Genomic DNA, 12284 nt, shown 5'->3' on the forward strand with positions numbered 1-12284 from the left:
GTTCGCCAAGAGGTCGATCGCTGGATTCTTGAGGTGCAACGCTGGCGAGACGACCACTGGGACGCCTGCCTCGACGTGCTCAAGGAACGTCCGCGCCGCCGTCGCTTGCAAACCGTTCCGGCCAGGGTCATGCAGATGATGAACTCACAAGTGCGTCAACGGTGCGGTTAAGTTGGCGCTTATGGGGGCGAAACCCAGGCCCATCTGCATTGCAGTGCCAGTCGGGATACGGGCGGCGGGATCGTGATCGTCTGTTTCAAACTCTTGGACGAACGTCTCCTGACCGCCGCCCGCGCCGATGGGGTGGAGACGCTCCATCTGCATGGTCTGGACCAGTGCGCGGGGTGCCGTCACGGCGGGGCCTTGGCCGAGATGGAGCGCCTGCGCCGGCGGCTCGTCCACCGCTTGGGCGACGCGACTCCGGTATTAGAGGCGGCGGGCACCGACGCGACGGGGCCTGCGGCACCAAGGCAGCGTCAGGACCAACCTCATCTGAGCCGCCGCGCCTTCCTACGCTTCGCCGGGGCGCGCGCCTCGTTCGAGGCCGCGCGTTGGCTGGTCCCGGTCGAGGACGAGGATGAGGGGCCGGACCTGCCGTTCTTTCAGGGCGATCCCGCAGGGATCCGCCAGCCACAGGCCTACCAGGCCCTGCTCGCCGCGCGGGTCGATGCCGTGCCCTGGCGCGCGGATCGATCACTACCCTGGCGTCTACGCACCCTGGCCGCGCGCTGCACCGCCTGTCTGGTCTGCGGCCGGCGGTGTCCGACAGGTGCCCTCTTGGCACAGGAGGACGATCGGGCGGCCCTGGGCATCTCCTTCGAGCCGGCGCTCTGCACGGATTGCGGTCTGTGCAACGCGATCTGTCCGGTCGATGCAGTAGAGATCCGCCCCGCGCGTTTGGCGCGGGACGTCAGTGCCCCGCGTTCGACCCTAATGATGCGCCGGCTCCGCGCCTGCGATCGCTGTGGCACGACCTTCGTCCCGGAGACGGCTGAGGCGACCGCCTGTCCCATCTGCGCCAACGAGCAGGCGTTGGATGACGCCTGGCAGGCGATGCTGGAAGGTTAAACCGCATGGGACAACGCGCGGCAGAGCGGTGCCATGAACCCTCGCGCCCACCTTTCAGGCCAGACCTGGGGCAAGCGTGAAGTGGGCGATTCGTTGCACCCTTCTGAGCGGAATCCTCGTCGTGCTGGTCGGCACCTATGAATGGGCGACCCGGCCGCGCACGCCCGAGGCGCTGTTCAAGACGCGCTGCGCCGCCTGTCACGAACTGCGCACGGACAGGCTTTGCGAATTCCCGCCGGCCTTGCGTCCGGCCATCGTGGACACCATGCGCCACTTGCACGAAGCCGATCGTGTGATCGATGACGCGGAGGCGGCCGTGATCCGTCGTTATCTGGAGGAATCCCTACCATGCCCCTGAATGCCTGTTCGATGACCGATACCGCTGACGCCATGGAACGCTTGGAAGCCACCGTGCTGGCGGTGCTGAGCCAGGTGTGCGAGGCCGCGCAGGGCATCGATGTGGTGACGGGCGGACAGGTCTACGCGGTGGTCGCCACGGGGGGCGCGGTGCGGGTGCTGCTGGATCCGAAGCGATTCCCCAACGCCGCCTCCCAGACCGCCCTGGCCGAGGCCATCGAGCCACTGCTGGCGGACCTGCCGGGAGTGGAACAGGTGGTGGTCAAACCGCGCCCGCGCCCCGTCGCCCTGCGCGCCGAGCTGCCGGGGATTCGGCGCATCCTGGGGGTGCACAGCGGCAAGGGTGGTGTGGGCAAGTCCACGGTGGCGGTCAATCTGGCCCTGGCGCTGGTCGCGCGCGGCCTCAGGGTGGGACTGCTGGATGCCGATGTCTATGGCCCCTCGGCACCTACCCTGCTGGGACTCTCCGGGCGGTTGGAGACCACGGCGGATGGCGCCCGGATCCGGCCCCAGGAGCGACACGGGCTCAAGGTGGTGTCCCTGGGTCTGCTGCTGCCGGCGACCCAGGCCCTGATCTGGCGCGGCTCGCTGGTGGACATGGGGCTGGCCCAGTTGTTCACCGATGTGGACTGGGGCGAGCTGGATCTGCTGCTCATCGATCTGCCCCCTGGAACCTCGGATGTGCATCTGGCCATCGCCCGCCAGGCACCGCTCACGGGGATCTTGACGGTGACCGCTCCCGGACAGGTGTCGGTGGACGATGTCCGCCGGGGCATGGAGATGTTCGCGGATCTGGCGGTGCCCTGTCTGGGGATCGTCGAGAACCTAACCGGCCTGATCTGTCGCCGCTGCGGCACCGAGAGTGCCCTCTTCGGCCAGGGTGGCGGCGCGGGGCTGGCGGAGCAGACCGGGCTGCCGCTGCTGGCCCGTCTGCCCTTCGTCCCGGCACTGGCGGAAGCCTCCGACCGTGGGTGCCCGCCCGTGGTGGAGACGCCGGACTCGGCGCAGAGCGCCCGTTTTCATGCGCTGGCGGCGCGCGTCGCCGAGGCGCTGCGGCTCGATCCCGCACGGGACACCGACACGGCTTCCGGTTCCCAAGCGCCGCTTCCAGATCCGCCTCGGGAAGCCGCCTTTCCAGACGTGCGTTCCCAAGCTGAACCTGGGAACGCGACGCCTGAGTCGCAAAGGAACGCGCAATCCGTTCCCATCCCGATCCGCACCGGCTCGCGGGATGATCGCGATGACTGGAACAACCCCCGATACGCCGAGCCGGGCGAACCCATCGCCGGCGTCAAAGACGTGCTGCTGGTCGCCAGTGGCAAGGGCGGCGTCGGCAAGTCCACCGTCACGGTGAACCTGGCCTGCGCCCTGCGCGCCCAGGGGCTGCGGGTCGGCGTGCTGGACGCGGACCTCTACGGACCCTCCATCGCGCGCATGCTCGGCACGGAGACCGAGCTGGAGTACGACGCCCAGGGTCGCGCCATCCCCGCCATCGGTCACGGTCTCCAGACGGTGTCGGTCGCCCAGCGGATCCCCCCGGAGGCCGCCCTGGCCTGGAAGGGGCCACTGGTCGCCCAAACCCTGCTCGACATGTTTCGCGGCGTGGCCTGGCCGGACCTCGACCTGCTGCTGGTGGATCTGCCACCGGGCACCGGCGACGTGCCGCTCACGATCCTGGAGCAGATCCCGGTCAGCGGGGCGATCCTGGTCACCACGCCGCAGCGTCTGGCTCAGATGGACGCCGAACGCGGGATCGATCTCTTTCATCAACTGGACATTCCGGTGTTTGGCTTGGTGGAAAACATGGCTCACGCCATCTGCCCCGGCTGTGGTGAGATCCAACCGCTCTTTCCCGATGCGGACGTCGCCGCGCTCGCCCGGCGCCGACATGTGCCTTACCTGGGAAGCCTGCCCCTTGATCCCGCCGGTCAGGCTTTGGCGGACGCGGGGCAACCGCTGGTGGAGGCGCGACCCGAGAGCCCGTTCAGCCTGAGTTTCCGACAGATCGCGCGCCAGGTGCGCCAGGCCCTGGAGCAGGAAGGGCGCGCGCGCCTGCGCGACGCCGACCCCAACACCCAGGCGGCCCACGCGGCCTTTTGGGAACGCCTGATGGAGGACTGACCTATGACCGAACTCTTGCTGCATCTTGACCAGCCGCTGGCACCCGACCTGGACCCAGCCGCCCTCGACGGCCTGACGGGGCTGGTGGTGGACGTCGGCTGTTTTGCCCCGATGCACTGTCTGGCGCTGTGCGCGCCGGTCGTGGCCCTGTGCGGGACCAGCCCCGGCGATCGCCCCGACTGGGACGATAAGCTGACGCCCCTGAGGGTCGTGGATCAGGGGCTGGAGGTCTGTGCCCGTCTGCGCGACGCCCATCCCGAACGCGCCTGGCTGCCACGTCTGATCGTCGACCGACAGGCGGTGAGCTACCGGATGTCGAACTACAGGGGGGAGGGATTCAAGTTCTTCACCCCGGACTCGGCCTCGATCCAGGGCTATCGGGTGACTGATGGCGACCGCCCGCTCGCGGCGGCGCTCAAGCGCGCCCAAGAACTGGGCTTCGCGCGGCTCTGGCTGCACGCCCGCGACGCCGCGCAGCAGGGGAAGGGCTTGGATCTGGACCTGCTGGAGCGCGCCCAGCGCGACTTCCCGGAGAAATTGTGGATCTCGGGCGGGGCGACCGAACCGCGCCATCTGGAAAACCTGACCCGTGAGGGCGGGGCGACGGGACTGGTGATCGGGACCGAACTGCTGGCACGGACAGACATCGCGACCCTGCTGACCGCGCTGACGCCGCTCCGCGCGCCAGAGACGCTCCCGGAGACGCCAGTTCAGGTCAAACTCGATGCCGCTGCGGTGACGGGTTGAGCCGGTGACGCCGCTCCTCGGTAAACGCGCCGTGCCGGTCATCCGGCTCCTGCTGGTCACGGGATGCGTCGCGCTCATGGCGCTGGCCTGGGGTCAGGCGCTCCCGACGCTGAGTCCGCCGGCACTCGCCGCGCGACTGGCCGAACCCGATCCGCCGCTGATCCTGGATGCACGGGGTCGGGCGGCGTATCTGGAAGGCTCGGTGCCCGGTGCCGTGGATGTCGGGTCGGATCCCGCCGGGTTTCTCCCCGATAGCCGTGGCGGGGAGACCGTGTTGATCCTGGCGCCGGGGGTGGATCCGGCACCCTGGGGTCAGCGACTGGTCGGCTTCGGGTATCGGGTGCACAGGTGCTCGACGGTGGCCTGGCCGCCTGGCGCGCCGCTGGATTGCCAGTGGCGAATCCAGAGGCCGGCTTCGCGCGACCGGGAACGGTCCCCTTCGTCATCCCGCGCGGACTGTGCGAGATGAATACGCCGGCGAACCGTTTTCGCTGACCGCATGCGCCGTCTCCCGCTCGTGGTCGCGGTGCTCGGTTATTGTTGGGGCGGCAGCGCGCTGGCTGACGCCTCCGCAGCGTCAGCCGATGACTTGCGAGACCGGGAGACCCGCCCCTGTATCGCCTGTCACGCCGCCATCAGTCAGACCTTCGCCGCCACCCGCATGGCCCGGAGCGCCTTGGGCCAGACTTTCCGCTCCGAGTGGCACGGACAGCATTCGCCCGCCGCCTGCCTGAGTTGCCATGCCCCCTCCGGCGACGCGGGCGTGGTGTGCGCCGACTGCCACGGGGTCGGCGGTCATCCCTATCCTAAGCTCCAGGTGCCGCAGGTGTGCGCCCGTTGCCACGACGCCCCCGGCGAGCGCACCGTGCAAGGCTTCCGCGCGAGTCCCGCCGCCGCCTTGGGTCAGGACTGTCTGGACTGCCACCTGCCCGAGGGCCGAGCGGCGTCCGATCACGCCTTCCAGGGACCGACCGTGCCCGGCTTTCTCGACCGAGTCGCAACCATCCGGCTGTTGCTCCGTCACGACTCCGCGACTGCCCCTGTGGCGGTGGTCCAGGTGACGCACCGTGCCGGGCACGCGCTCCCCGGCGGCACCACCGGGCGCTCGGTGTGGCTGATCGTCAGCGGACTGGCATCCGATGGCGCGCCGGTCTGGAGCGAACGGGTGCGCTTCGGGTGGGAGCACCCTCCCGAACAGGGCTGGCAGGACCGCACCCTGCCACCGGGGCGACCCGCCGTCCTGGAACTTCCGCAGCCCGGCCGCCATGGGGCGGCACGCCTGCACGCCGAACTCTGGTACCGCTTCGCGCCCGGAGACTGGAGCGAACCGGACCCACGCGCCCGGCGCCTGGATGCGGCGGAGTTGGCGTTACCGCAGGACGCGCGAGCGCTGCGTTGACACCAAAAGCCCCCATCCGGACCGGGTGAGGTATGAGAAGATTCGATCTTCGTATCCGTGGAGAACTGCGCTGCCATGACGCCAATGTCCCGTCGTGCTTTCGTCACGACCCTGCTTGCCGCTGGGGTGGGTGCGACATTTCCGGCACGCGGCACCGCACCGCCACTGCGCTTCGGCATCACGCCGGTGATGCTCGACGACCGGATCGGTTTCCTCAACGCCTGGGCCGCTTGGCTGAGTGCCCAACTCGGTCGGCCGGTGCGTTTCGTGCAGCGCGCGCGGTATCGCGAGATCCTCGACCTGCTGTTGCGGGACCAGCTCGATCTGGCCTGGATCTGCGGTTATCCTTACGTCCAACACCAGGACCGGCTCACGCTGATCGCGGTGCCGACTTTTCAGGGCCAGCCGCTCTATCGCGCCTATGTCATCGCCGGCGCCGACACGGGAATCGAGACGCTGGAGTCACTTCAGGATCGACTGTTCGCCTGGTCGGATCCGGATTCCAACTCCGGCTATCTCTACCCACGGTTTTACCTCTCGGGTGCCGGTCGCGATCCCGATCGCTTTTTTCGCCGGACCTTTTTCACCTGGGGCCACCCGCGCAGCGTGATGGCAGTGGCCGAGGGACTGGCCGATGGAGCGGCGGTCGACGGCTATGTCTGGGAGACCCTGGCACGGCGCGATCCCGCGATGACGGACAAGACCCGCGTCATCCTGCGCTCGCCCCTGTTCGGATTTCCACCGCTGGTGGCCGCTCCCAACCTGCCCGACGCCGAGCGCGTGCGGCTGCGCGCGGTGCTGGTCGGGCAGACCCGGGATCCCGTCGGCCGGGCACTGCTCGCCGAACTCAACCTCGACGGGTTCTCGGTCGCGGAACCGGCGCTGTTCGATGACATCGCCGCGATGGCCCGCCAACTCAATCCACGAGATCACTCGTGAATCTGGCGTGGTCGAGCTACCGCGTGCGTCTGCCGCTCAGCCTGAGTGTGTCGGCGATCACCACCGCGCTGTGCCTGGCGCTCGCCATCGGTCTGCAAACGCTCGCCAATCTGCGTGAGGACCAGGGCCGCAATGCTCTGAGCCTGGGGCATGCCATGGCGGCGGTGCAGGTGCAGGCGTTGCGCAACGAGGATGTCTGGCTGGCCTATTCGCTGTTGCGCGGACCCGAGGGCGGCGCGGGCGACGCGGTTTGGATCCTGGTGGACGCGGCAGGTCGCCTCTTCGCGAGCAATCGGCCGCGCGAGTATCGATTGGATCAGCCCTTGAGCGAGGCGCTGCCCTGGCTGCCCGAGCCGGGCGCGATCGGGCCGGAGGAGACCCCCGGACGGATCGTCCCGGTCGACCAAGCTAGCGTTCGGCGGGTCCTGCGACTGCCGCTCGACAGCGATGGCACCCAGGTCGGCGAGTTGATCGCGCTGCTGTCGGACGCGCCCTATCTGCCGCGCTTCGAGGAGATCGTCGTCGGCGGCATCCTGGTGACCGCTGGGGTGCTCACCATCTGGCTGCCGCTCGGCTGGCTCTGGGGACGGCGCATGGTCGCCCCGCTCGTGCAATTGACCGGCTGCATGTCCCGGATCGGCAAGGAAGAGGCCCGCCAACTGCATTGCACGGTGCCGGGCGGCGACAGCGAGATCGGTCAACTCGGGCGCCAGTTCAGCGCCATGCTGGCTGCGCTGGCCGAGCAGGAGGCGCTGGAGCGCCAGATGATCCAGGCCGAGCGGTTGGCGGCGGTCGGGCGGGTCGCCGCCGGGGTCGCCCATGAGGTCAACAACCCGCTCGGCGGCATGCGGATGGCGATCGATACCTACCGCCTCGCCCAGCCGCTCGACGCCCGCACCGCCCGCCTGCTGGATCTGCTCGACCGCGCGCTCCAGCAGATCCAGGGTGCCGTGTCGGCCCTGCTGGTGGAGGCGCGCGCCGACACCCGCACCCTCACGCACCAGGATCTGGAGGATGTCAGGACATTGGCCCAGCCCCGGCTCGCCCGCTCCAGCGTACCCCTCACCTGGCACAATGTCTTCGACGCCCCGACCAGCCTGCCGGCGGCGCCAGTGCGTCAACTGCTGCTCAACCTGCTGCTCAATGCCATCCAGGCCGCGTGCGAGGGCGGGGCGGTGGCGGTGACTTGCGCCACCGAGGAGAATGTCTTGCGGATTCAGATCGAAAACAGCGGTCAGCCGATCCCGCCCGAGCAACTGGCGCATCTGTTCGAGCCCTATCCGGCCAGCCGGCCGCACGCGCAGGGGCTCGGACTCTGGGTCTGCTACCAGATCGCCTCCCAGCTCGGCGGTGCCATCGGGGTGGAGACCGAGGAGGGGATCACCCGCTTCCAGGTCACCCTGCCGCTCGCGGGCGGGGGTGCGAGATGACGCGCGTCTGTCTGATCGAGGACGATCCCATCATGGGCGAGGCGCTGGTAGAGCGGCTCACCCTCGAAGGCTTCCGCGTGGACTGGCAGCGCACCGGGCGCGGTGGACTCCTGACGCTGACGCAGGGCGGGACGGACCTGGCCGTCATCGACGTCAACCTGCCGGACCTCTCCGGGGTCGCCCTGTTCGAGCGGCTGATCGAGACGGCGGGTCCGCTCCCGCCCACGCTCTTCATCACCGGCTACGGGACGATCGAGGACGCGGTGCGTCTGCTCAAGCTGGGCGCCGCCGACTATCTGACCAAACCGCTCAATCCGACCGACCTGATCGACAAGCTGCGTGCGCTCGCCGGGGCGAGATGCCCTCGACCAGCGACCGCCGAGGACGACCGCCTGGGCATTGCGCCGGCCATGTGCCGGATCGCCGCCGAACTCACTCGCTTGGCGCGTCATACCCACACCCCCGTGCTGATCAGCGGCGAGTCCGGTGTCGGCAAGGAGGTGGTGGCGCGGCGTCTGCACCGACTCCAATGTCCAGATGCCCCCTTCGTCGCCGTCAACTGCGCGGCCCTGCCCGAGACCCTGGTCGAGGCCGAGCTGTTCGGGCATGAAAAAGGCGCCTTCACCGGCGCCGAGCGCCGCCGCGCCGGGGTCTTCGAGCAGGCAGGCGAAGGTATCCTCTTTCTGGATGAGATCGGCGACATGCCGCTGGCCCTGCAATCGCGTTTGCTGCGGGTGGTGCAGAGCCGGCAACTGACCCGGATCGGCGGCCATGCGCCGGTAGAGGTTCCGGCGCGCCTGATCTGCGCCACCCATCGGGATCTGGTGACGCTGGTACGCGAGGGTCGCTTTCGCGAGGATCTCTATTACCGGGTGCGGGTGCTGGAGATCCAGATGCCGCCGCTACGCGAGCGCCCGGAGGACATCCTCTGGCTGGCCGATCGCTTCGTCGCCGAGCACGGTCGCCGTTTCCCCGAGGAGCGCCGCAGCCTGAGCGGGACCGATCGCGAGCATCTCCTGAGTCATCCCTGGCCGGGCAACGTCCGCGAGCTGCACCATACGCTGGAGCGTGCTTGCATCCTCGGACATGGCCAGCAGTTGGCGCTGGATGTGCCCAATGAGATGCCCGCGGAGACCGGGCTCAAGGCCCAGGCCCAGGCCGGCGAACGGGCGGCGATCCTGGCCGCGCTCGCCGAGCCGGCCGATAGTCTTGCCGCCACCGCCGTCCGGCTTGGGATCAGTCGCAAGACGCTGTGGCAGAAGATGAAACGCTACGGGCTCTCGCGGCCGGGGGCGGAACGATCCGAGTAGGCGCCCAAGGCGCGAGGACGAAGGACTTGCGCCCGCGGTTTGTCGCGGTCATCAAACTCCAGCGGCAACTCGATGCGATCGGCCGGACGCGCGTGGCCGATGCGACGGTCGCAGGCTAGTGATCGTCAACCCCCGGTGACTGGCGGGAAGATCGCCACCTCGTCGCCGTCGCCGACCGGCGTGTGGGGACGGGCGAGTTCCTGGTTGACCGCAGTCATCAGGGTCTCGCCCTCGCCAAGGACGTCGGCCCAGAGCCCACCCCGGCGGCGCAGGTGAGCGAGTAGATCAGCGATCGTGCAGTCCCCCGCCGGAAGCGTGAATGGCTCCTCCGCGACGCCGAGTTGTTCGCGCAGACGGGCGAAATAGAGAATCTTGATCATCGTCTCAGTGTTCCGTCGGTTGCCGGGTCAATGGAGCAGGTTCGCGAAGGGGATGAAGTCCACCAGGTCGCCGCGCTGGATCGCCCGTCCCGGCGGGATCTCGATGAAGCCGTCTGCCCAAGCGATCGATGAGAGGACCGCCGACGAACGGCTGGGATACACCGCCAGCTCCGTCTCGCCATCCTCGCCGTTCTGGAGGCGTGCCCGATGGAACTCGGTCCGTTTGTCCGGTTTCGGCCAGTCGAACCCGGCGCGCAGCTTGAGCGCGCGAGGGTTCAAGTCCCCTGTGATGCCCTGCATCCGCCGCACGAGCGGACGGGCAAAGAGGCAGAAGGTCACGAACATCGAGACCGGATTGCCGGGGCTGCCGAAGAAGGGCGTCTCCCCGATCCGACCGAAGGCGACTGGCCGACCAGGGCGGATCGCGATGTTCCAAAGATCCAGGGTACCGAGTTGCTCGACGGCGGGCTTGAGATGGTCTTCTTCCCCGACCGAGACCCCACCGCTGGTGACGATCAGGTCGGCCTCGCGGGCACCACGGGTCAGGGCGGCCTTCGTGGCCTCCAGGGTGTCCGCGACGATCCCGAGATCCACCACCTCGCAGCCCAACCCTTGCAGCAGTCCGATGAGGGTAAAACGATTGGAGTTGTAGATCTGACCCGGTGCCAGCGGTCCCCCCGGCATCGCCAGTTCATCGCCGCTGGCGAGGATCGCCACCCGCAACCGCCGGTAGACCGTCAGTTCAGCAAGACCGACCGAGGCGGCCAGCCCGAGATGCTGGGGCGCGAGTTGGGTTCCAGCGGCGATCGCCTCGGCCCCGGCGCGGATGTCCTCGCCGGCGCGGCGGATGTTCGCGCCAGCCTTGCAGTCGAACGGGATCCGGACCTGATCGCCGTCCTGTTCGCAGATCTCCTGAACCACCACCGTATCGGCACCGTCCGGAACGGGCGCGCCGGTGAAGAGGCGTGCCGCCGTGCCAGGTGTCAGTGGCGCGCCGACCGCCCCAGCCGGAATCCGTTGAGCGACGCGCAGACATCCGCCATGCGGGGACAGATCGACATGACGGATGGCGTAACCGTCCATCGCGCTGTTATCCCAGCCTGGGACATCGATGGCACTCGTCACCGGGGCGGCGAGCACGCGCCCGAGTCCCGCGCCGGTCGGGATGGATTCGGTGTCGGCGATTGGCTCGACCCGTGACGCGAGGAACTCGATGGCTTGTTGCTTGGTGAGTGTCGGTCGGTCGCCGGAGGGTGGCGCGCAGCCGTCGTTGTGCGTGGGCATGGAATCGGCGTTTCAGCGTTCGCGCAGACGCGGGATGAGTTGGGCGAAGTTACAGGGCCGGGTGCGAATGTCCAACTGGGGCAACAGGATCCGCTCCCAGGCGGTCCGACAGGCGCCGGTCGAGCCGGGAAGGCAAAAAACGAAGGTCCCGTTGGCCAGTCCGCCGAATGCGCGCGACTGGACGGTCGAGGTGCCGATGTCTTCGAATGAAACCTGCCGGAACAGTTCGCCGAAGCCTTCGATCACCTTGTCCAGCAGGGGCAGAACGGCCTCCGGCGTGCTGTCGCGCCCGGTCACGCCGGTCCCCCCGGTGCTCAGAACCACGTTGACCTCGGGGTCGGCGATCCAGTGGGAAAAGATGGCTCGTAGTTGGTAGACATCGTCACGGACAATCGCCTTCGCGACGATCTGGTGTCCGGCTGTTTCGGCGCAGTCCTTCAACCGCGTCCCTGAGGTGTCCTGATCCTCGCCCCGGCTGTCCGAGACGGTGAGGATCGCGATCTTGAGCGGCAGAAAGGCCTGCTCGGTGAAGTGCTGGCTCATCGGAGATACCCTTAGTCTTAGCCCGCCGTGAATCAGCGTACAGGTATCTTGGGGCATTCACCGCCGGCAGTGCAAGGGATCGCGGTCGCCTTGATCGCGGTCCAGAGGGGGCGCTCGCCCAGCGCCGTGAGAGCGCCCGGCAGTTTGTTACTTGATCGTAACGCCCTACCCGACCGATGTTACCAAGAAGAAACGCGCTTGACGTAAGCGATTGATTCTGAAAGCCGCCGATGGCGGCACACCCTTTGCTGTCTCGGATGGAGAACAAAAAACGAGGAGGCAGACAGGCATGACCGATTTCAGCAGACGCAAATTCCTCAAGACTGGCGGCATCGCTGCCGCGGCCGGAGCCGCCCTGGTGGGCACCGGATTCGCGGGCGCAAAGGACACCCCGCCGCCGGGCGCCACCACCTTGCCTTACCCGCGCGAGGGAATCGTCAGGGCCAGCGCGCTCAAGGTGGATGTCCCGGTTCCCTTCAACTATCCCGATCCGGAGTCTTTCTGCCAGATCGTCAAGACCGGTCGCCCGGTGCCGGGAGGTGTCGGTCCAGACGGCGACATCGTGGCCTTCAGTACCCAATGTACCCACAACGGTTGTCCGCTCAGCTACGACCCGGTCGCGCGTACCTTCAAGTGCGGCTGTCATTTCAGCATCTTCGATCCGGAGATGCATGGTCAGATGGTGGACGGGCAGGCGACCGAGAAC

General features: G+C 68.2%; 13 protein-coding genes. 10 read left to right on the top strand and 3 right to left on the bottom strand.

Annotation, left to right across the window (positions count from 1 at the left end; all coding sequences use genetic code 11):
• The first annotated feature begins 243 nt into the window (after window positions 1-243).
• The 9 genes from QZY07_RS01620 to QZY07_RS01660 all read left to right on the top strand — a co-directional run bounded on the left by QZY07_RS01620 (window position 244) and on the right by QZY07_RS01660 (window position 9371).
• Entirely contained in the window at window positions 244-1068 is an 825-nt protein-coding gene (locus QZY07_RS01620) for a 4Fe-4S dicluster domain-containing protein (protein ID WP_295399326.1), read from the top strand.
• A gap of 76 nt (window positions 1069-1144) precedes the next feature.
• Window positions 1145-1426, top strand: a complete 282-nt coding sequence (locus QZY07_RS01625) for a cytochrome c (protein ID WP_295399328.1) — start codon at window positions 1145-1147, stop codon at window positions 1424-1426.
• Complete coding sequence (locus QZY07_RS01630; protein ID WP_295399330.1) at window positions 1417-3546, top strand: Mrp/NBP35 family ATP-binding protein; 2130 nt, start codon at window positions 1417-1419, stop codon at window positions 3544-3546. Before QZY07_RS01625 ends, QZY07_RS01630 begins: the two co-directional genes overlap by 10 nt.
• 3 nt (window positions 3547-3549) lie before the next feature.
• Window positions 3550-4293 carry a hypothetical protein gene (locus QZY07_RS01635; protein WP_295399332.1) on the top strand — a complete coding sequence of 248 codons (744 nt, stop codon included), beginning with the start codon at window positions 3550-3552 and terminating at the stop codon, window positions 4291-4293.
• Window positions 4294-4297: 4 nt separating this feature from the next.
• Complete coding sequence (locus tag QZY07_RS01640) at window positions 4298-4762, top strand: hypothetical protein (protein WP_295399334.1); 465 nt, start codon at window positions 4298-4300, stop codon at window positions 4760-4762.
• 30 nt (window positions 4763-4792) lie between these two features.
• Window positions 4793-5692, top strand: a complete 900-nt coding sequence (locus tag QZY07_RS01645; RefSeq protein WP_295399336.1) for a hypothetical protein — start codon at window positions 4793-4795, stop codon at window positions 5690-5692.
• 75 nt (window positions 5693-5767) lie between these two features.
• Entirely contained in the window at window positions 5768-6631 is an 864-nt protein-coding gene (gene phnD / locus QZY07_RS01650) for a phosphate/phosphite/phosphonate ABC transporter substrate-binding protein (RefSeq protein WP_295399338.1), read from the top strand.
• Window positions 6628-8061 (top strand): HAMP domain-containing sensor histidine kinase, encoded by a 1434-nt coding sequence (locus QZY07_RS01655; protein ID WP_295399340.1) that lies wholly within the window; start codon window positions 6628-6630, stop codon window positions 8059-8061. The genes phnD and QZY07_RS01655 overlap by 4 nt, the downstream gene beginning before the upstream one ends.
• Complete coding sequence (locus tag QZY07_RS01660) at window positions 8058-9371, top strand: sigma-54 dependent transcriptional regulator (RefSeq protein ID WP_295399342.1); 1314 nt, start codon at window positions 8058-8060, stop codon at window positions 9369-9371. Before QZY07_RS01655 ends, QZY07_RS01660 begins: the two co-directional genes overlap by 4 nt.
• A gap of 125 nt (window positions 9372-9496) precedes the next feature.
• Here QZY07_RS01660 and moaD read toward each other — a convergent pair whose 3' ends face one another.
• From moaD to moaB, 3 genes are read right to left on the bottom strand one after another with little or no spacing between them, the layout of a single operon-like run.
• Entirely contained in the window at window positions 9497-9751 is a 255-nt protein-coding gene (gene moaD / locus QZY07_RS01665) for a molybdopterin converting factor subunit 1 (protein ID WP_295399344.1), read from the bottom strand.
• A 27-nt stretch (window positions 9752-9778) separates the two neighbouring features.
• On the bottom strand, window positions 9779-11035 hold the full coding sequence (glp, locus tag QZY07_RS01670; RefSeq protein WP_295399346.1) for a gephyrin-like molybdotransferase Glp: 1257 nt from the start codon (window positions 11033-11035) through the stop codon (window positions 9779-9781).
• Window positions 11036-11047: 12 nt separating this feature from the next.
• The gene (gene moaB, locus QZY07_RS01675) at window positions 11048-11578 is read right to left on the bottom strand and encodes a molybdenum cofactor biosynthesis protein B (protein ID WP_295399348.1); all 531 of its coding nucleotides are present in this window, start codon (window positions 11576-11578) and stop codon (window positions 11048-11050) included.
• Between the two features lie 289 nt (window positions 11579-11867).
• On the opposite strand from moaB, the gene QZY07_RS01680 reads away from it, so the two are divergent.
• Window positions 11868-12284, top strand: a 417-nt coding sequence (locus QZY07_RS01680; protein WP_295399350.1) for an arsenate reductase (azurin) small subunit, incomplete at its 3' end; no start/stop codon positions are given.

This window comes from uncultured Thiocystis sp. (assembly GCF_903866365.1).
Taxonomy (GTDB): Bacteria; Pseudomonadota; Gammaproteobacteria; order Chromatiales; family Chromatiaceae; genus Chromatium.

Excerpts from the sequence above, each read along its gene's own strand:
- QZY07_RS01630 (WP_295399330.1), top strand. The coding sequence starts at position 1,417 with ATGCCCCTGAATGCCTGTTCGATGACCGATACCGCTGACGCCATGGAA.
- QZY07_RS01635 (WP_295399332.1), top strand. The coding sequence starts at position 3,550 with ATGACCGAACTCTTGCTGCATCTTGACCAGCCGCTGGCACCCGACCTG.
- QZY07_RS01645 (WP_295399336.1), top strand. The coding sequence starts at position 4,793 with ATGCGCCGTCTCCCGCTCGTGGTCGCGGTGCTCGGTTATTGTTGGGGC.
- phnD (WP_295399338.1), top strand. The coding sequence starts at position 5,768 with ATGACGCCAATGTCCCGTCGTGCTTTCGTCACGACCCTGCTTGCCGCT.
- QZY07_RS01660 (WP_295399342.1), top strand. The coding sequence starts at position 8,058 with ATGACGCGCGTCTGTCTGATCGAGGACGATCCCATCATGGGCGAGGCG.
- moaD (WP_295399344.1), bottom strand. The coding sequence starts at position 9,751 with ATGATCAAGATTCTCTATTTCGCCCGTCTGCGCGAACAACTCGGCGTC.
- glp (WP_295399346.1), bottom strand. The coding sequence starts at position 11,035 with ATGCCCACGCACAACGACGGCTGCGCGCCACCCTCCGGCGACCGACCG.
- moaB (WP_295399348.1), bottom strand. The coding sequence starts at position 11,578 with ATGAGCCAGCACTTCACCGAGCAGGCCTTTCTGCCGCTCAAGATCGCG.